Origin of the sequence: Haloplanus litoreus (assembly GCF_045690335.1) — an archaeon.
Taxonomy (GTDB): domain Archaea; phylum Halobacteriota; class Halobacteria; order Halobacteriales; family Haloferacaceae; genus Haloplanus; species Haloplanus litoreus.
Genome location: NZ_CP147876.1, coordinates 78,278 through 97,939, shown reverse-complemented (window position 1 = coordinate 97,939; position 19,662 = coordinate 78,278). Strand labels below are relative to the sequence as shown.

Below are 19,662 nucleotides of genomic sequence, written 5' to 3'. Positions count from 1 at the left end.
CTCGTTTTGTTCGTTTGGTTCGTTTGGTTCGTTTTACTCATTTTTACCTGTTCCTTTACGGACCCCAGTAATGTCGTCGATGGAAAGTGATCCGGCACTCAGAGTAGGTGATTCAAGAATAGCCTATCTTAAGCTGAGAGATTCTATCGATTAGGAGATCGAAGCAGGTGGTCGCTGGTCATCGACAGGATGCACTTCGCTATCCGTCTCCGGTAGGTGTTCCTCGAGGTCATCTACATCCTGATCGGCCAGCAGGTGCTCAAGAACATCCGCAGCTGCTGGTGAGTATAGTGGACGATTATCGTTACCACAACGGTCGTCCATTGTACAGGCCGGACAACCTTCATCACGACCACACGAACAGTCGACGATGAGGTCATGGGCGCGTTGGGCTACGTCCTCAAAGTGTTCGTAAATCGACCGCGAGAATCCGAGACCCCCCTCGATACCGTCGTAAATGAACCATCCACTTTTGTCGGGATTACCAGGAAGCCGATTGGTCGCGAGACCCCCGATGTCACCACCATCAACTTTCAGCTCAAGTGGCGAGACAGCGATCATAGCGTGTTCCACGGCGTGAATCCCACCGAGATACCCGTGAAGCCGTGGTGGAAGGTTGATACATTCCGGGTTGTGGTATTCCGAGTGCTTGTTGAGCATCGCCCGTTCAATGTTGTTGGGGGTCTCCGCCCAACACAGCTGGGTTCGCATCTCTAGCGGCGGGACCCCAGTTTCATTGCCCAGTTCGAGCACGTCCCCACTTCCGATCTCTCGCTTGAGGTACGTGCTATAGTGGACAGATACCGTTCCGTACCCCCAGTTGAGCGTGAACGGTCCGACCTCGCGCGAGTCCTCGACAACCGTGTCGTAGATGTTGACCTGGCCCTGGGACTGAGTGTAGTAGCTCACGTTCGCTTTCTCAAGTGAGATGTACGGCTGTGGGATGTCTTCCCGAAGCTCAACGACCTGATACTGCTCGCCCTGGTGGAGAACAGTTGCGCCCTCGTGGTAGTCTCTGTAGGCCCGGTCACGACCGATTGGTTGATGGTCAATCGATCCATCACCAGCTAGCCGCACGTCGAAGGTGTTTCCTCCAGAGGAGTACAGACTGATCTCGTCCTGCGGGCGGTCGCGATGAGCATACATCACGCCGCCTTCGAGAGATCCTTCGAGGTCGCCCTTCCGTCGGCCGTACTCGACTGCACGCTCCAGTCGTTCCTCGCCTCCGAAATTCTCCGCATCATCACGCGTGAGGGGAAGTTCCTGCGCGGCACAGTTGAGTTGCTGGAGGTACACTGGATTGTTGTCGAGGTCGACGACAGCGCTCTCGTGGTCCTCTTCGAGAACGTACTCGGGGTGCTGGAGGATGTACTGATCGAGTGTGGAGTGACTTGGAACGAACACAGAGAGCGCATCTCGCGTTCCTCGGCCAGATCGACCGATGCGTTGCCAGAACGACTGCCGCGACCCCGGATAGCCCATGAGAACGGTCCCATCGACGCCACCGATATTGATGCCGACCTCCAGAGCACTTGTCGTCGAGACACCGTCGAGCTGTCCGTCTTTGAGCTGGTACTCCGTCCCCCGACGGGACTGTTTACCGTGTCCGGCGTGGTAGGATGCGAAGTCCGGTCTTCCCTGATATCTGTTCTCTGGATCGCTGATGAACCGCTTCGCGCGATCGACGGACAGTTCGGTGAGCTTTCGCGAGTCACAGAACAAGAGCGACTGAACGTTCTTCTGGCACATGTGCGCCCACACTTCCGGGGCTTCGACCGTGGCCGGACGCTTCGACAGCGCCGGAGAGTCAATATCGTCGGTGAGACCGTCATCACCACTCATCGGAGGATCCCAGAAGACGAGGTGACGGATGCCTCGCGGTGATCCATCTTCGTCGACGACTGCCGCGGGCTCTCCCGTGAGTGCGAGAGCGTGTTCGGCAGGATTGCCGATCGTCGCCGTCGTGAGGACATACTGAGGATCGCCGCCGTAGTAATCGATGATCCGTTGGGCGCGTCGGAGGATCCAAGCGACGTGCATCCCGCCGAGGCCAGTCCACATGTGGGCTTCGTCGATAACGACTAGCGAACAGTTGGAGTGGAAGTCTGCCCACAGATGGTGGCTCTCCAGATACTGATTTAGCCCGACAAAGTTCGTGATTACGACGTTGCACTCATCGCGGATGCGAGACTTTTCCTCGCTCTTCGTGTCACCATCGTAGACGCCGACACTGATATCGAGTCCAAGCGTGTTACGAAGGAACTCGTTGAGTTCTTGCTCCTGGTCGCGACTGAGCGCCTTCGTCGGATAGACGATAAGTGACCGCGTCTTCGGATCCTCAAGGTATTGACGAGCGATGTGAAGACCGTAGACCAGCGTCTTCCCCGAGGATGTACTGGTCGCTACACACACGTTGTCACCGCGGTCGAGTACCTGGAGAGCCTCTGCTTGGTGGCTCCACGGGTCGAATTCGAGGTTTCGAGCGATCTTGGGCGGAAGCACGTCCTCAGCTGGAACAGTCTGTTCCTCACGAGCGGGAATCTCGAAGTTCTCGTGAACCTGCCCGAAGTAGCGGTTATTCGGGTAGGTACTCTCGAGCTCCTCGCCGGTGAGTTGGAGGATGTCCGTCTCGATATCGATGTCACCGTTGTTGGTGTTGTCCTCCGGGTTGGTCGTGAGGTCTGTCTGGCTGTGGTCGGTATCGTGGTCGTCGTGCATTGTTAGAAGTCCATGAGTCCGGTCTGCGTGGTGTTTTCATCAGCAGGAACGCTGGCACGCTTGTGGCCAGGTGTCGCCTCAGCAATCGATTCGTAGACTGCAGCCAGCTCACGGACGTCTGCCTCACAGTATGCCCGTGCAGTGTCCCAGTCTACGTCTCGAGCGCGCTCTGGAGACACGAGAAGCCGCTGAATGGTCTTCGCCAGTGATTTCCCATCCACGGCGGCAGCAGCCGAGTCGCGCCCATGCCCGAGAGCCTCAGCGACGTCTTCAACCCGGTTCGTCCGACCGGGGAGGATGGCGTTGTCTTTTCGCACGGCCCAGTCGAACAGGTCGTACTCGAACACGGAGTCCGACCAGTAGTCTGCGTACTCCGGTGCGTGTCCTCGGATGAATCGGTTGAGGTGTTTGAAGTCGAAGTTGTGGCCGTTCCACGCAATGAGGGACGTGCGATCGTACTCGCTGGCTAGCCACGCAACAAACTCTCGAGTGGCTTTCCCTGGGTTGTCTCGTGACGGTTCCGTATCGATGAAGTCCACGTACTCGTCTGTTTCAGGGTCATAGACCCCGATGAGCCAGATGATACTCGGGTTGAGGCCGTCAGTCTCGATATCAATGAACAGCGGACTGTAGTCTGCTGCGGGGACAGCTTCGTCTGTGAGACGGATCACGCATCCTTCGGACAACGCGTGGGCGCTCTGGCGGATGCTCTGCGCTTTCGACTCACCGATACCTCGAACCTCACGAAGATCGCGTTCCGTCGCGGCTGCGACGTCGTCACGCGTCTCATACCCATTCCGAGAGAGCTTCGGGGCTGTTCCCTTGCCCACACCCGAGAGCGCTCGGAGGCCGAATTTATCCGCTGGAGTCGTGGATACGGCGATGCGGCCGTCCGAATCAAGCGAAATGCAGGCTAGTTCGGGTGCCCCTTGGCGACGGGTTGGAGCAAGCCCGCGCACGGGAAGGCGAACGCTCTCGTCGTCGACGTCAGCCTTCCACACGAAATCGTAACTGGCCTCCATGGCTCCGGTGAGGAACGTTGCTTCCCGGTCGGTTCGGTGTTGGAAACGAGCGAGGTGTTCGAGGCCATCAAGCGAGACCTCCAATGTGACTGAGTCGGCGTTAGTCTGGATCTCATCACAGATGACGTAGTCGACGTCGTCTGGGAGTCCTTGTCCGCTAGCGGTAGAGGCCCCACCGATGAAGTCGAGCGAACTGGCGATGGACACGGTGATTCCGTCAACAGTCTCAGTGTGAACAGCGCTACGCCGAGTGTGAATTACCGGACATGAAGCAGTCCGCTCGACAGTGCTCACCGTTCGCATGTCCAGCTTTTCTTCGACAATGTAGATGAGATCCGCATCGAAGTAATCGACGAGATCTTCGATAGCGGTTGTCGTAGCGTCGACTAGCGCGTCGCACCGGAGAGCAAGTAGACGTACTCCAGGGTCGCCCGCCATGTCTCAGTGGGTGGTTGTTCCCTGTCCCGATTGCCTATAGGTAGGGGGCCCCTCGTTTCGCGTGTTGGTCATACACTTACTAACGGAACCCTCTGGCTTATACTTTCTGACTAGCAACTCCACGATGTCCCTATCTCAGACTTAGACGAATTCAAAAGTGCCTCTTCTGAGGTCCGTGGAAGCTATCGATCTCTATACTCTCACCGGCCAGCGGGTCGATAGAGTACTGAAATGACTGACTATAGTCTTCCCTAAGGCTGAACAGGAACCTCTAACAGTTGCTTCAGAAGACGGATTGCGAGCTGCTTGTTTAGCGTCCGATTCGCATTCCCACATTGCGGCGAGTGAACACATGATGGACATCCGTCTTCACAGGGACAGTTAGAGAGCATCTCCAACGTTCGCTCAAGCATTTTCTCCAGCTTCCCGAACGCTTCTCGAGAAAGTCCGACTCCACCCGGATGACCATCGTGGACGAAAATCGTGCTCCGTCCAGTGTGCTGATGATACTCGGTCGAGAGTCCACCAACGTCGCGACGAGCACATAGAATCTCGAGTGGGAACAAAGAGATCAGTGCATGTTCCAGAGCGTGAATACTCGCGAGAAATCCGTCCTCTTCATCACTCGCAGCTTTGATGTTCTGCTCGATCTGCGGCGGAATTGTGAAATAGAGCCCACGGGTGCGAATTGTCCGTTCAGGAAGCGGCTCGTCGAAAGCCCGCTCGACGCCATCCTCATCTGATGGGTGGTCATAGAGCATGTATCCCGTCACTTCTTCAGCGACGGTGAGATCCGCAAATCCAACAGAAACAGTCTCACCCGAGGCGAGACCGTCCGTCTTGAGTTCCTCTTCGATAGTAATTCGTTTCTCAGTGAGTGGACGGGTATACCCCATCGTATTCACCGACTTCAGGAGCACACGGTCAGCATCGAATTCTGCCTCCGTCACACGATACGACTCCTTTTGATGGTGATAAATTGCACCGGGGTGCGCATCACGAAGCGCATCGCCAAACGGTAGCGAGGTAAGTGTCATATCACGCAGTCTATCATAAAGTTCGATTTGCCGATCATCGATAGAGCGGATGTCCATTGTGTGTTGCGGGCTGTCCTCCCCCATGTACTTCCACCGGGAACCGGTTCGAGAGCTAAATCGCTCTAATTGGTCCGCGTCATCAAGAGATGCTACAGTCCCCGGATATTCAGCGCCGAAGTAGGTCTCATCACTGGTACGCAGGAACAGCTCTTGAGCCGCACAGCAAACGTGGTCATCTAGTATTTGGGTGTTTGCGGGGTTTACTGCTGCTTGTTCAGGATCGCCGTCGAACAGGAGATCCGGATTCGCCATGCAGTACTGGTCTAATGGATTCGGGCTTGCTACTAGGACAACGAGACTCGGATTTTCTCCACGTCCTGCCCGCCCCGCACGCTGGAATGTGCTCATGCTCGTTCCTGGATGTCCGTCAAGAAGAACGACGTCAAGACTGCCGACGTCGATGCCGAGCTCGAGTGCGTTCGTACTCCAGACACCTCGAATGGATCCATCGCGAAGCCCTGCCTCGATGGTGGTCCGACGCTCGTCCTGGAGTGCTGAATGGTATGCAGTAACCTGGTCCGCTAGCTCGTGTTCACCACGCTTTCGAAGTTTGCTATCGCACCAGTTTGCGTACTGTTCGGTTCCCTGTCTGGCCCGTGTGAAGACGAGCGTTTGATACCCTTGTTGAACAAGGTCGCAGAACAACCGCACTGTTTCTGGGTGATGGGAACGGCGCTCTCCGCCTATAATCTCGTTGTGGTGGGGAACTTCAACTGGACTCGATGGTGGTGGACTCGCTTCAGAATTGCCTTCTGTATCTGAAGGTAGTCCGTCGGCTGCCGCCGATTCTGCCTCCAGTTCCTCGTCTTCTCTTAGCGGTGGATTCCAGAATACCCACTGGCGAGGGCCTGTTGCACTGGCATCATCGTTGATTAGTGAGAACTGGCTAGGTTGCTTTCCGGTGACTGCTGCTGCGTGTTCGATTGGATTCCCGATAGTTGCGGAGCAGCAGATGTACTGAGGAGTAGAATCATAGTACTCGGCCAAACGCGAGAGACGACGGAAAATTAGTGAGACGTGGCTTCCGAATATCCCTCGAAACTCGTGTACTTCGTCGACGACGACCGTCTCGAGCTGTTGGAAGAGCCACTTCCAGTGTTTTGGTGATTTAGAATATGGGAGCAAACTTTTATGGATCATATCGGGAGTGGTCAAGAGAACATCTGGTTGGCGGGCCCAGACTTCGCGTTTCTCGGAGTCCGTTAGTAGTCCTGTATATGTCGCAACGTCGACGCTCTGACTTCCCTCAAGATCTGCAGCAATCTTGGAGATGGTATCTCTTTGGTCGTTAATCAGAGCGTTCATCGGTGCGATATAGAGCGTCTTACCGTGGTGATCAAGAGCGCGTTCGAGTGCTGGAACCGTATAGGCGAGACTCTTACCGCTAGCCGTCGGAGTAGCGAGCACGACATTGTCTCCGTCTCGGACGACTTCGATTGCGTCCGCTTGGTGTTGGTAGAGTTCGTTGATATTGTGACGAGAAAGTGCGCTCGCTAACCGGGGATCAAGATCGATTGGTGATGTTTCAGCCGAGGCCCCTGACGTTCGCTCTTGATGGGTGATTTGACCCTCGTAGTAGGGACGGTCTCTAAGCCACTCGATTGTCTTCTCCACGGACGGTTCTTGATTCACGTGAACTGGTATTGTGGTTGACTATTTTCGCTCTACTGAGACGATTCCTTCGGACTTCGGTTCACGAGACGACCGACATACGCTGTAAAGCGCTGAAATACGCTTCTCTCTGTTTGCTCTTTAGCATCCGGGGTGGTCTTTTGTTGCTGATCGTCCTCCCTGTGCTCTTCGAGGACTTTGCGGAACGTCGGATCGGGCTCAGTCGGCAACTCGTAGTGATCTCCCCGTGCGAGTGCTTCTTTCCGATCGCAGCCCTCCTTGCACGTGATCCGTTTTTCATTATTGCTATCTTCTTGCCAATCAACCGTGCCGAAGAGAGCATCGTACTCCTGACTGCCAACGAGAGCTTGCGAAGTGATGCCTACTGCAAGCGCTTGGAAACGAAGTGCCAACAGTGATGCCACGAGCCCGTTGTTCGTAGCGACGGAGGGCGCCCGCTCGTCACCTTCGCCATCATCTGCCGGTTCTTCACCGTCATCCAGGCCTTGGACGTATCCCGCCCCACGAGCGGCATCTGGCTCTCTATCGTGAATCACGCCCTCTTCCTCATCTCCGTGGAACCAGTGGCCAGTACACTCAAGACATGGATGACCTGGTCCCGTAGCAGAGATGAGCGATCTAGACCCGATGTCGAGTTCATCTTTATCGTCATTCGGGATGAGCTCGGTACCCCCGTCAAGAACGGGAATGAGGTGAGCATGCGAAACCTCGTCGAGAAGATACCGAACCCAATGCGTGTCGGCGGCGTTGATGATGACATCGCAGTCGAGCAGTTGTGGAAGGCAAGCGTACTCCTCGTCTTCCTCGACTACGCTTCCGTACTCTGCCTGTGCGGTGAACCGCGGGTTCGTCGCCGACCGCTCCGCGACTTTCTTTGCCACCTCAACTTTCGGCTTACCGACATCATCAGCTGTAGCGCCGTAAGACCGATTGAGGTTCGCACGTTCGAGGTAGTCGAAGTCGACGAAGACCGTTTCTTCAACGCCGAGACGTGCTAATTGTTCGGCGAGGAGCGAACCGACGCCTCCGAGACCTACGACTCCAACGCGGAAGCCAGCAAGCGTCTGTTGACCGCGTTCCCCCCAGAGCTCTACCGTTGAATCCTGAGCTTCTGAGTCGATCGCTCCGCCCGTACCAGCCGGCCCTGTAGCGTTCCTGATCGTTGGGAGCTTTTTGATTCGTTCGCCTACAACGCGGACCGCTGTTGCGTGCGTGAATTCACCCGTTTCCTCTCCGGTACGTCTTTTCCCTTCAGCCTTTGATGAGTTTGGATAGACGAACTCATACGCCCGAACCGACCATTCGCGTTGGCCAGTCTCGGGGTTAGGACGATCTGTCACGATACCCGCTGCGAGGGGGACCTCCGAGCCGAGATTCAGACCGATGTCGTACAGTTCTTCTTTATCAGCTATTTTGTCGGGGACAGACGGAGTCGCACCGCTTCCTGGGTGGGTGTGGATGAATATCAGACCCGCTCCTGGCACTTCTGCAGCCTCGTTGATTGACCGTAGCGTATAGTCAGGGTGGAACTTTAGCTGGCCGTCGAAGTAGACGTCTCCCGGGCCCGGTTCGACGACCTTCTGTAACAGGTACGTCGTTCTTCTGTCTCCCGTGCTCGGGGTGATGATTCCGATTGCTCCTCGCTCGGGCAAACCATGCAGATGGTGGCCTTCGGGCGGCTTCAGGAATCCATCAAGTGTCTCCCATGTCCCTTCACTGAGCGCAAACTGGAATTCTGCAGCCTGACTGGGTGGCGACTTCTGACCGACTGCACGGGCACGGTACGCTCCTGTCATGCTACCCCGTTTCGAAGCCTGCGTCGATCACTTCGATTGCACGGACGGCGTGCTCCGGCTTTTCTGGCTTAAAATTCAGGTGTGACCACCTCAGGCTGAAGGTAATTCCCTGATCGACTCCCAAGTCATTCTGAAGATACTTGTCTTGGTCACGACGGGCCGGATTGTTGTCTTCCCATCCCTCCCGATCGGCACGTTCGATTGGCGGGACGGTTACAACCCAGTGAGGATCGCTGTTTACGAAATTCTCAGGGAGGAAAATGTACACTTCCGCTTGTTCTGGTGTGTAAGGGTGTTGATATACAGTGAAGTCGAACTCACCAAGCCAGACTGCAATTTCCCCTTCGTGTCTTCCGACCGGGATTGCTGGTGTGTGTCTTTCTCGGAGGGCCGAAAGCGCCTTCTGAAACGAAGGTTTCAGATTCTCTTCTGCGATCTTGGCGGGTGGGGAAGGTCCTTCCATCTCGCCCGTGGACGTTTCGCCTTCACTCACGACCGACCGCTCCCCTTCGGGACAATTCGGAAGAACTTCCGATTCTCGTCACTGAGGTCGACGGTGTCGGAGTCCTCGAACTGAGTGTCCTTGGGCTTGTTCTTTCCTTCCAGAGCGTAGAGCCACTTCTGGCCGGTTTTATCCTCGTCTGTCCCTGCTTCGATCATGATCGTCTCTGCGGTCTGAACGGGGTCGTCGAACTGGATCGTCGCGTTCCCGATGTGGATCGGGTACGTCCGGTTCTCCTCCCCTTGGTCTTCAGCTCCCATACCACTACATCTATTCTGGGATGACTTATATCTTGCCACTAGCGACATTCGAAACACGCTAAATTGAAAATTGTATCTCTACGTTGGGGGGGATGCTATGGTGTAGACCAATCGGATTTGACTCCCCAGTGCACGAAATCCGCCAGCTCGAGGGCCAAACAACAATCCATAGGGTGTATTCAGTAATGTTGAGTCCCACGAGAAGCTCATATCGCGTCCGCCGATCTATGCAAATTCCCGAGTTACCGCTTCAGAAGGCTACGAGCGCGTGAGAGGAATCCTTCTCGCGGATCGCCGGTAGTCGTCTCCCCAAGCCAGTCGAAGAACTCGTCCGGCGTCTTGATGATCAAATCGAGCCCCCGCTTTTCAATTCGAACCGTCATCGGAGGGTCGCGCTTGTACTCGTGGAGTTCAAAGTTCATCGACTCCGGGAAGGTCACCTGTAGCGTATCACTATCCTTAGCAATTTCGACATCCTCTCGATCGATGAGGTTTCGCCAGCGTTCTCTGCCAGTGTCATATGCTTGCTCAGCTGGTTCAGTTGGGAAGTAGTCTGGCAGTGGACGGTCGGCATACTCATAGAGGTCCTGCATGGCCGCCCTCACTTCCCGAAGTGCGTCAGAGTCAGTTCCCAGCTCGAGATCGCGGTTGAGATACTCGTACCCAAACCACTGGAAAATCGGGTTCTCCGTGTCGATTAGACGGTTTACTTCAGCTTCCCCCTGATGTGAGGTCATGAAATTCACGTCGAATCGGAGGATCTTAGCACGGTTACGGAACCACTCTCCAGGGCGCTTATCGTTAGAGATGAAGGCGAACATCGGATAGGCCGTTTCGCCGGTCCATCCACTCCAATAGTTTCGAAGGGTATCCAGCGAGTTCACCTTCTGCTTGGTGATGTCGTCGACGACGACGGGGAACGACGTGTGTGCTGAACGCAGATTCCGGACTTTTCGCTTCCCAATTTCGTCTGCGTCGACGGGTGCTTCGACACGGTTTCCACTGATCAGAGACAGGGCAAATCGACAGAATGTCCCTTTTCCTCCGTTTGACTCGCCAAAGACGTAGAGGTACGGGAGAGCCTTGTCGAGGTTAATCCCGTGCTCACGATAGAACTGAGCCTGTCGATTGGCGAACGGCGCCCAGAAGAACCAGAGTAGTGCTTCATACATGTGGGCCTTGACTGCGGTCGGATTGTTGGAGTTCCCATAGTTGTCCACTGTCGCAAAGTAGTCCTCAATTTCAGCGAGTGCCTCGTCGACCCGCTCTGGATTAGACGGTGGCTGCGTGACACGATAGACCGTACCGTCGTAATGGAACTTCAGCTCGTCCTTGGCCTCGTTCAGGTGCATCGTCGGAACATCGAACACTTGCTCCGCGTATCGCTGGAAAGCATCCGGCGTCGTAGTCAACGTATCATTCGACACTGTCGCATCGAAATCGGTCATCTGCGACAGCGTATCAACTGTCGACTCCTCGTACCCGCGGAGTGACAGAGTTATGCGGTCCTGTGGTGCTTCTTCCAAGTCTGGATCATTCTCAGTAGAGTCCTCTTCTACTTCGCCTTCTATCACCTCTGACTCCTGCTCCGAGTCTGAATCTGTACCCCCATCGAGAGCGAGATCCACCGTCTCAACTTCAGCATCGATATGGTCTGCGAGACGACCGTGAACCTCACCTAGTTCGTCTTGTGTACCCACACGCCCTTCGGTGTACAGTTTGATTACCTCTTCTCGGTCATCGTCCGAGAGTTCGAGTTGTTCGGAGAGATCTTCCAGGAAGGGCCCACCACTATTGTACGAGTCTCTGTGATCGCGATAAACCTCCTCAAACTCTTCGTAGAGCTCACTGTCCGTCTTCGTATCGTAGACGACGCCCATGTTCGTCTGATTTGACCATGCATTTCGAGAGAGATTCGGGGAGCCTACGATGACTTTCGCCGGTGAACCGTCATCAGTATCCTCAGGTTCAGATTCAATTGGAGCCTCTCCGCCAAGGGTCATCTGATCCTCAGCGTTGTCATCAGCTTCCCCTTCTAAGACAGAGTCGTCGTACTCAATAAGATATAGCTTAGAGTGTACCTCCTTGTTCTCACAGAGGTAAATTACGAGCTTGCCTTCACTCCTGAGCTGTTCGAGGCGATCTGCGAGATCAGGCTTATCGATGAGGCGCTCGCGGTAATCGGATACATCCCCGACGACCACCTCCAAGGACTCCAAGTCGTCCAGGTCCTCGAAGAGATCAAGAATAAACTCAGGGGAATCACAATAGGTGACGACACGCATTCGTTTTGCGCCATCGAAAACGTCGGAGAATGACCGCCAGCTCTTGAAAATCTCGACGTGGCTTTGATCAATACTTTTGGTATCGAGGGGGATGTCGAACTTCATTGGATTTGGAGTCGAGGATTTGTCATTAGGTTATAATCCGGCCGCTGTTCATTTAGGCCACTTTCTGAATGTTGTTCGGATGATTCGAACCACCCCCGCGGTAATCTCGGCTCAATCGTCGGTTGAATGCCGATCGGTGTGGCCATGGCCATCTTCTTTGAGCCCACCAATGCTCTGTCAGGAGATAAATGTTCCGACTAACACCATTACGAATACAGTAATGCGAAAATACAGCCATCAAAAAGTAGTTATATCTCTAGACTGGTTGAGCTACTATGGCGCCAGATACCTTGACAGCGAGTAATCTCATCGCAGCAGAGAGGGACGATGAGTACGGTCTTACAGTCCCATTACGGGTAGACAAGGTCGAACGCACCCCGGACCACGACTGGTGGGCGCAGCTTGTCCACTGTTCAGATGCACTGGGGACGCACGTGAAGCTCACAGTTTTCGACGATGATGACTGCGATCTCGTCGACTACTCCTTTGAAGAAGGCTCCTGGTATGAATTCGACGACGTCAACCCCGACGTTTACCAAGGAACCATCGGTATCAAAGCGAAGTGGGATCGGCAAGTCAGCCAGCTCTCTGGCCGTCCAGGGATGCCGTCCTCAGAGACGACTGATCTCGTTCGCCGCCTTGGTGCAGCCGATGCTATTGCAGCACTCGACATCGAGACGATTACAACTGTTTCCGAGCGAGAACTTGAACCACCGAACCCAGACCATCAGGAACTACTCTGTACCGGCGTTGGATACCGAGCTAGTCCGAGCGAGGAGATTGAGGCTGAGGTCCTCTTCCGTGAAGACGAGACGGCTTCTGCGGAACTCGATGCTATTGAGGCGGTTGTGAAATGGCTCGATACGAGGGATGTCGATGTTCTCATCACCTTCGGGGGCGCGTGGTTCGACCTCCCAGTCTTGGTGGGTCGTGCGGAACGGGCCGCTACGGAAATCGGTGAGCCTGGACGAGCAGAGAATGTACGTACAGCACTCGAGTCGTACTACCATGCCGACCTTTCGTCGGCAAAGAATCGGGTGCTTGGGGAGGGTTCACTCGAGGATATGGCTGAACACGTTGGATCGCCCGCACCGAAGACACTCTGGACGGATTACGAAACTGGGCTTGAACCGCAGACGTGGCGCGAGAGCCAGTGGGAGATCATGCGAGAGGAAGACCGCGACCCTCCGTCTGACGATCTTGCGGATCCCACCGTATTCAACAGCGACGTTCCGTACTTCGGCGAGGCGTGGCTAACGGCTAGCGCAGCAGGAGAGGACAACCGAGCCTCGAACCTGTATGCGTGTCTCGAAACCTATACGCTCGCAGACATCCATCCCTTGTTCGCTATAGCTGACGATGAGAGGTCGACCGGTCAACCGTCATTCCCGATGACCTACTAGCGGCCTCCGTCTTCTTGACGCCACTCTTCCCCGCAGGGAAGGGAACTGTGCTGGCACCACCGACAATGCTCCCCAGTCTCGTACCCGCTGAACGATGTCTCCTTGATTCGATCCATCGTCGTCGACACCGCTGCTCGCACTGGATCTAGTTCATCCTCATCGAACGAACGGGTCTCGACTTTTGGACCGATAGCGCCGACATAGGCGTATCCCGCGCGGGTAATCGGTTCCACGTAGAGGTCACGACAGGCGAGCAGGTACAGTGGCAGCTGCTTGTTCTCGTCAATGTCTCGGTGACGCTCGGTGGCTTTGTAGTCGATGACGACCAACTCACCGTCCGGAGTCCGATAGACAGCGTCGATAAACCCGACGAGTTCGTGGCCATCAACGTCTAGCTGGAACTCTCGTTCGGCATCGACGATTTCCCAGCCGCTTAGATTGAGGTCGAAATACCGGTCGATGCATTCCTTCGCGGCTGGTAACTCATCCGTAGCACGTCGTTGTCCGGCCAGCCGCTCACAGATACCGTACCATTCTGCTCGCTCTGCTGCTTGTTCCTTCGCAGCGATCTCTGCGGTATCATGAAACAGAAGCCCGACTATCCGCTGTGAGATACCGTCTCCGCCATAGCCGTTCTCACGGTAGTCGGAGAACCCATTGACGACGTAGTCCAGGAAGTGCTGTCGGGGGCACTCCTCGTAGGCCTCAAGTGAGGTGTAACTGTGCTGGACTGCCGGGTTTGGGGTCATTGGCCCAGTCAGGGCGTCAATTGAAAATCGTCGGTTCTCAGGTACTCTATCGAGTGAGCCTTCTATGAGCTTGTTTCCGAATGTGATCACGCGGTCTCGTCCATCTGATGCCGAGAGCTTCTCAGAGCCGTACGTCACTTGTCCAGAGACATCCCCAACTACTGTGCTCGCGAGAGAGGCTGTCCAGTCAGCATGGTCCGATGGAAGACAGTCCTGTAAATTGCGCCAAATCGGGAGATGACCGCTACCTGGCCGCCAGGGAACTGATTCTGGGAGGATGCTCTCGACAGCATCGTGTACGGGCCTTTCGTCGTCAGTATCGTCTTCTTCCCTGCTCCCGTGGAGTACGAGTATCTCTTCGGCGCGGGTGATCCCCACGTGGAGTATCCTGCGGGCCTCGTTGGCATCTTGAGCGACGAAATCTTTGTCGAACGCGGATTCTGGACCTTCAGACAGTGCTGACTCGAATGTATCGTAGGTTCGGGACCCTGGTTCCCACTCGTCGGCGGTCAACCGTGGCATCAGAACCACGGGAAAGTCGAGTCCCTTACTCTTGTGAATGGTCATGACGTTGACCGCGTCGTCGGCCAGTTCTGGCTGACTTGTCGGTGCCGAACCGCTCTCCTCGAGGAGCGAGTCATAATGCTGCAGCGAATCGATGAATTGCGGCGTGAGAGGGGGCTGTACAGCGTCGTTTCCATACTGGTCGATAATCTCATCTAGCTGCGCTAGGTCACGACGCTCTTGTTCGCTGAGGTACCAGTCGATGTTGGTCAGGCGTTTGAGTTCCCGGTAAAGGTGGCTGAGGGAGGCTGTTTCACGTAGTTTGAGGAGGCGGGAGATGTGCTCTCGTACTTCCTGAATACGGTCGGGCTCATCGAATACTTCGAGGGGTTGGTTGCATATCCCAGCATATGCACCGTCATCATGGCTATTGACACGACGCAGATCAGCATCGGTAAGACGGTAACGCATCGTCAGTACCCGGTTCCAGCTTACGTCGTCTTCTTCGGGACGAGCCAGCGCCTTTAGATAGGCGACGACGGTGCCGACCCCGATTGATTCCGTGGAGAGGTCTCCCGCAACCTGATAAGGTATTCCTGCCTCGTCGAACTCTTCGAGAATTGGGGTTGCGTGGTCATTATTCCGAACGAGGAGTGCTATCTCCCCTGGATCGTATGCCCGGTCTAGTGCTTCTGAATCGCCACTCAGAAGATTTCGGGTGACAGTCACCAACTGTTCAGCTCGGTCGCCTTCGTCGTCGGCTTCCTCCACGACTGCGACCGTATCTCCGTCGAAATCGGGTTCGTCGACACGCGTGAGCGTTTTGGTACTCCGCCGATCCGCCAATCGCTCTAGTGCTTCGTTTGCGAGGTCGAGAATAGGTTGACGTGACCGGAAGTTCTGTTCTAGCGGTTCGTCTTCGAGATCGGGCCCGAAGACGTCGTCGAGTTCGTCAGTGATGTTCGAGACGTTCGCGCCGCGCCATTCGTAGATTGCTTGGTCGTCATCGCCCACGACAAATAGGCGATCCTCTGAGACAAGGGACGTAATGAGATCGAACTGGAGACGATCAGTGTCCTGGAACTCGTCACAGAAAACGTAGTCCCATCGGTCGCCCAGACCCTCTCCGACGTCAGTCTCGAGCAGCTCTACTGTCTTAACCACGAGACCATCGAAGTCAAGCAGATTTCGACGGTCGAGCTCTCGCTCGTATGCCTCATACCCTGCGTTCAAATCCAGGGCAGTTTTGCACTCGTCGAGAGCGTCTCGGAGGTAGTCTGTCAGTTCGAGCTTCAGGTCGTTTGGTATCCCGCTCGGAGCACTACTGTACCCTCCAAGGAGATATTTCGGCAGCTTGTGTGCATCCTCGGGAAGCGACCGCTCACCAGCCTCATGCTCCTCAAACGCTACTTCGAGTGCGTCACAGATGTCAACGAGTCGGTCGAGGAAGTCTTTGATGCTCGCCTCTAATCCTTCATCGCGGAGGGTATCCCGTTCTGCGACGAGGTCGGCTCGTGTATCGGGGATGCCGTCGAGAACGGTCGAAACTGAACGACCACCAAGATGGTCACTTGCAATCTCCTCAACACGGTCTGGCACAGCATCGAGCTCATAGACTTGTTCCGGTGACCCGAGATATTCCTCAATCTCTGCGGGCGAAATCCCACTTCGCTTCATCGACCCGATAAAGGAGAGGAGTTTCGATGCGACGCCGCTCACGTATGAATCTGGGCCGTAGACGTTGGGTTTGACGGAACGGTAGTCGATTTCATCGAGGACATCGAGTACGATGACGTACTTTTCAGCATCCGTTGCGATCTCGAAGTCTGGATCTAATCCCGCATCATAGGCATAGTCCGTCAGTATCTCGTTGCAGATAGAGTGGTACGTATACGCGTCGACGTCATACCCTGCGGGTCCGAGTTTTGCGTTGAGTTTCTCACGCATCGAATCAGCGGCGTTGTTGGTGAAGGTCAACGCGAGAATCCGATCCGGAGAAACTCCGTGTTCGTCAATGAGGTTCTCGATTTTCCGGACCATCGTGAACGTCTTTCCGGTCCCCGCACCTGCGAGGACCCGCATGGGATACCGCTCCGACTCGATAATCGTCCGCTGCTGTGGCTTCGGATCCTCATCGTCCTCGATGGTTGGGAGCCAATCAGGCACGTCGTCGCTCATCGCTTCACCCCCTCTGCGAGAGATTCTGTGCACATCTCTCGGTACTTGCAGTCGGGACAGGCCTCATCGTGAATGAGTGGGAACGGATCTGGGTCGTGAGAGCCGCTCGTGATCCCTTCGTGTGCACGTTGTAGGAGATTCCATATCGTGTCATGATACTCTTCGTAGATGTCCGTGGTATCGCGTGGATAGCCTCGCACAGAGATTTCATATCCGTCTGGTGTACTTTCGAACGACGTGTGATTCAGGAGACCGTAGAAACTGAATCGAATATTCATCCCGTCCTCGTAGAGGTCAGATTGTTTGACGCCCTCGATGTATGTGGCCGCCTGGAATACGTTCTTGACTCTCTTCGGGTCGTGATCCGTTCCGTCTAGATGGTCCTCAAGGACGCTAGCAGTATTGGACGTAATTACGTCCCTGAGCTTCCGTTTGTAATCGATGACGTGGATCCCTTCGTCCGTCCGGAGAATATTATCGGCTCTCCCACGCAATCCGAGGCCGTTCTCGACGCAATCGAGCCACTTCTCCGTCGCAACGGATTGACGAGCGTGATCGATGCCGTGGCCACCATCAGGGTCAAAGAAGGTCTTGATTGCCTCTAGATTTTCGAGGCGCTGGTATTCCTGGTGAGCGTCTGACGCGTACTCGTCCGGAGAGATATGCTCTCTCCATTGCTCAGGGAATGCCTCTACTGCCCGATCGTAGATGAGCTGGGCGTCATCTTCTGGGCTAGTTGCTTCGCAGACTACCTCGATCGTTCCGTGATAGGCCCGCCCCTGGTTCAGGTACAACCGTGTCTTCTCTGGGGCGTTGACCTTCTGTACGTACTCATAATCGAACTTCCGCTGGCAGTCCGCGTAGGTCGCGAGGCGCGACGGTGAGAGGAAGGTAACGTCAGTCACGTCGAACCCCTCCAGCGGCGAACTCGATACGTGCTTGCAGCGCATCCCGAAGCTGCTCGCCACGGGTTCCGCTTTCACTGAGGAGGTGGTGAATCTCCGAAAGCTCAGCTTCGACCTCGTCGAGAGAGACCGTCACATCCTGGCTGTGAGAGCGACGGACGTCTGCAAGGGCGTTGTCGACGCGAGAGAGCAGATATTCTTCCGCTCTTCGCTGGCTCCTGATCTCTGATTCTGTCGCTTCTTTCACCCACGGCAACTGCCGGTATGCGTCCGTGAGAAACCGCGACGGCTGAGCACGCTCTTCCAGTGCGGTGTCTTTGTGATTGTACAGACAGAAATACAGCCGGTCGCCAGCAGCGGTTGCTCCGATGGCGAGCCGCCGTCGCGCGTGCTCTGCATGGTAACGTCGGAACGAGCGGCTTGACGCTGTCGAGGAGGTCGGGAAGGTGTCAGTGACATCTTCTGCCTCGACCTGTGTTACGCCCGGATAGTCCGGCATCTCAGAGAGGCGTTCTTGGGGAAACAACCGAGTCAGGGAAGGAGTTCCAGGATACTCTTCGTCGACGATGTCCAGCAAGAAGACTGCTCGGAAGGACCCGTTTTTAATCGCCTGTAAGTGATCGACTCGGACACCTCCGTCAAGTTCGGTCGAACTTGTTTGGTTCTGTTGAGGGGCATACTCGTGGGCCCGTTCAAGCATCGTCGCGAACGACTCCCAGGTCGTTTCGATGAACGGCGTGTCTTCTACGAACTCCGCCATCGTGAACGCCCGCCGAACGTTCCCAAATTGGGCACGAACGTTCAGTGGAGACGTCTCCTCAGCGATTCGAACCTTCATGTTTGACTCGGTCGCCCACCGTCTGAGCGGACTCGAGAGGCCCTCCATCTGCTCGATAGAGGCCAGAATCGATTCGTCTAAGACCGAGGCTTCCAGCAGATCTGTTCGAGCATCGTCATCATCGGCCGCCAGATAGCGAACGACTTGCAGTAGCTCTCGAATAGCGGGGTCATCGCCGAACCCTGTAACAGTCGATGACTCTGTCGGAACCCCTGTCTGCTGGAAGGCACGAAGAGTCTCGATTACTGCGGAACCGCTCTGCTTCAGTGCGACGGCGAATTCCTCGTAATCCCAGTTCTCTCGATCTCGAAGCCGCTCGATTTCATCGGCGACTTTCTTGATCTGTTCGTCGGCGGTTTCTGTCGGGATGACGTTCACCTCTCCCACCTCAGGATCTTCGTGAACGGTTTCAGTCGCTAGATATGCGCCTGTCGCCGCCGGTCGGGATGGGGGCGCTGTCCTTGCAGTAGACTCTCTCCTCGAAAATGAGACGTAGTCAGTAATTGGTCCCGGCTCGATCCATGTACGCCGAACACTTGCGTTCTCTTCTGCTACACATACGAGTTCCAGCCCATCCGCTACCGTAGCGAGATAACGACGGTCGAGCGGTAGGAACTCCTCAAACTCGACGGCGAGGATCGCCTCTACATCGACTACGTCATCTCGTTTCTCGGTCTCCGACAGCGCAGCATTCGCCTCAGTGATCAGCTGGCCGCGTTCGAGGTGGTCGTGTTCGTCGAGCCAGTCGTGGAATGCCTCCACGAGCTCTGCGACTTCGATTAGCTCGGGCGTCTTCTCAAAGGAGATATCCTGCCATGTGGCAGTTTCCATGAGCTGGGCAATATCGCTCAGAAAGGAGGGTTGCTTGGCTGCACGCCTGAAATGCTCGCTGTCCCACTCTTGCTCTTCGAGGAACCGATGGACGAGCTCGCGACGCATTGCGTCTGAGAGAATCGCTCGGTTATCGGTCTGATTCACGACATCGGTCGCTTGAACGACCAAGGACGTTACACGTGGGACAGCGGATCCGGGTGCTATGTCTTTGAGTTCCTCCAGAAACGTCTCCATGCTCGCCGGAGATCCAGTGATGACAAGGATGTCTTCTGGATTATATTCCTTGAGAAGGGCCTGATATTGCTCAGTAACTGTTGATCTGGGCTCTCCAGTCCCGAATGGAACAGTAATGAGCGTCCCATCGAAATGCTGGACCTCAGACACGCTTATCATCCC

General features: G+C 55.4%; 11 protein-coding genes. 1 reads left to right on the top strand and 10 read right to left on the bottom strand.

From position 1 onward, the window contains the following. Positions 1-150: 150 nt before the first annotated feature. From V8686_RS18185 to V8686_RS18155, 7 genes are all read right to left on the bottom strand, one after another. On the bottom strand, positions 151-2,718 hold the full coding sequence (locus tag V8686_RS18185; RefSeq protein ID WP_340696106.1) for a DEAD/DEAH box helicase: 2,568 nt from the start codon (positions 2,716-2,718) through the stop codon (positions 151-153). 2 nt (positions 2,719-2,720) lie between these two features. Continuing rightward, a complete protein-coding gene (locus V8686_RS18180) occupies positions 2,721-4,178 on the bottom strand; it encodes a ribonuclease H-like domain-containing protein (RefSeq protein WP_340696105.1) in 1,458 nt (485 codons plus the stop codon). Between the two features lie 251 nt (positions 4,179-4,429). Continuing rightward, the gene (locus V8686_RS18175) at positions 4,430-6,889 is read right to left on the bottom strand and encodes a DEAD/DEAH box helicase (protein WP_340696104.1); all 2,460 of its coding nucleotides are present in this window, start codon (positions 6,887-6,889) and stop codon (positions 4,430-4,432) included. 50 nt (positions 6,890-6,939) lie between these two features. Next, positions 6,940-8,703, bottom strand: coding sequence for a HesA/MoeB/ThiF family protein (locus V8686_RS18170; protein WP_340696103.1), 1,764 nt, complete (start codon positions 8,701-8,703; stop codon positions 6,940-6,942). A gap of 1 nt (position 8,704) precedes the next feature. Beyond that, the gene (locus V8686_RS18165) at positions 8,705-9,196 is read right to left on the bottom strand and encodes a hypothetical protein (RefSeq protein WP_340696102.1); all 492 of its coding nucleotides are present in this window, start codon (positions 9,194-9,196) and stop codon (positions 8,705-8,707) included. Further along, complete coding sequence (locus tag V8686_RS18160; protein ID WP_340696101.1) at positions 9,193-9,465, bottom strand: hypothetical protein; 273 nt, start codon at positions 9,463-9,465, stop codon at positions 9,193-9,195. The genes V8686_RS18165 and V8686_RS18160 overlap by 4 nt, the downstream gene beginning before the upstream one ends. 242 nt (positions 9,466-9,707) lie before the next feature. Then, a complete protein-coding gene (locus V8686_RS18155; RefSeq protein WP_340696100.1) occupies positions 9,708-11,855 on the bottom strand; it encodes a phospholipase D-like domain-containing protein in 2,148 nt (715 codons plus the stop codon). A 275-nt stretch (positions 11,856-12,130) separates the two neighbouring features. On the opposite strand from V8686_RS18155, the gene V8686_RS18150 reads away from it, so the two are divergent. Then, positions 12,131-13,258: a hypothetical protein gene (locus V8686_RS18150; RefSeq protein ID WP_340696099.1), complete on the top strand. Its 1,128-nt coding sequence runs from the start codon at positions 12,131-12,133 to the stop codon at positions 13,256-13,258. On the opposite strand, the gene V8686_RS18145 is transcribed toward V8686_RS18150, so the two are convergent. The 3 genes from V8686_RS18145 to V8686_RS18135 are packed head-to-tail and all read right to left on the bottom strand — an operon-like array spanning position 13,255 to position 19,659. Continuing rightward, positions 13,255-16,689 carry an ATP-dependent helicase gene (locus V8686_RS18145; protein WP_340696098.1) on the bottom strand — a complete coding sequence of 1,145 codons (3,435 nt, stop codon included), beginning with the start codon at positions 16,687-16,689 and terminating at the stop codon, positions 13,255-13,257. The genes V8686_RS18150 and V8686_RS18145 overlap by 4 nt on opposite strands. After that, a complete protein-coding gene (locus V8686_RS18140; protein WP_340696097.1) occupies positions 16,686-17,639 on the bottom strand; it encodes a PD-(D/E)XK nuclease family protein in 954 nt (317 codons plus the stop codon). Before V8686_RS18140 ends, V8686_RS18145 begins: the two co-directional genes overlap by 4 nt. After that, the gene (locus tag V8686_RS18135; protein WP_340696096.1) at positions 17,587-19,659 is read right to left on the bottom strand and encodes a DNA helicase UvrD; all 2,073 of its coding nucleotides are present in this window, start codon (positions 19,657-19,659) and stop codon (positions 17,587-17,589) included. Before V8686_RS18135 ends, V8686_RS18140 begins: the two co-directional genes overlap by 53 nt. Positions 19,660-19,662: the final 3 nt, after the last annotated feature.

Coding starts and splice junctions, on each gene's coding strand:
- V8686_RS18185 (WP_340696106.1), bottom strand. CDS start 2,718: ATGCACGACGACCACGATACCGACCACAGCCAGACAGACCTCACGACC.
- V8686_RS18180 (WP_340696105.1), bottom strand. CDS start 4,178: ATGGCGGGCGACCCTGGAGTACGTCTACTTGCTCTCCGGTGCGACGCG.
- V8686_RS18170 (WP_340696103.1), bottom strand. CDS start 8,703: ATGACAGGAGCGTACCGTGCCCGTGCAGTCGGTCAGAAGTCGCCACCC.
- V8686_RS18160 (WP_340696101.1), bottom strand. CDS start 9,465: ATGGGAGCTGAAGACCAAGGGGAGGAGAACCGGACGTACCCGATCCAC.
- V8686_RS18155 (WP_340696100.1), bottom strand. CDS start 11,855: ATGAAGTTCGACATCCCCCTCGATACCAAAAGTATTGATCAAAGCCAC.
- V8686_RS18150 (WP_340696099.1), top strand. CDS start 12,131: ATGGCGCCAGATACCTTGACAGCGAGTAATCTCATCGCAGCAGAGAGG.
- V8686_RS18145 (WP_340696098.1), bottom strand. CDS start 16,689: ATGAGCGACGACGTGCCTGATTGGCTCCCAACCATCGAGGACGATGAG.
- V8686_RS18140 (WP_340696097.1), bottom strand. CDS start 17,639: ATGCGCTGCAAGCACGTATCGAGTTCGCCGCTGGAGGGGTTCGACGTG.
- V8686_RS18135 (WP_340696096.1), bottom strand. CDS start 19,659: ATGATAAGCGTGTCTGAGGTCCAGCATTTCGATGGGACGCTCATTACT.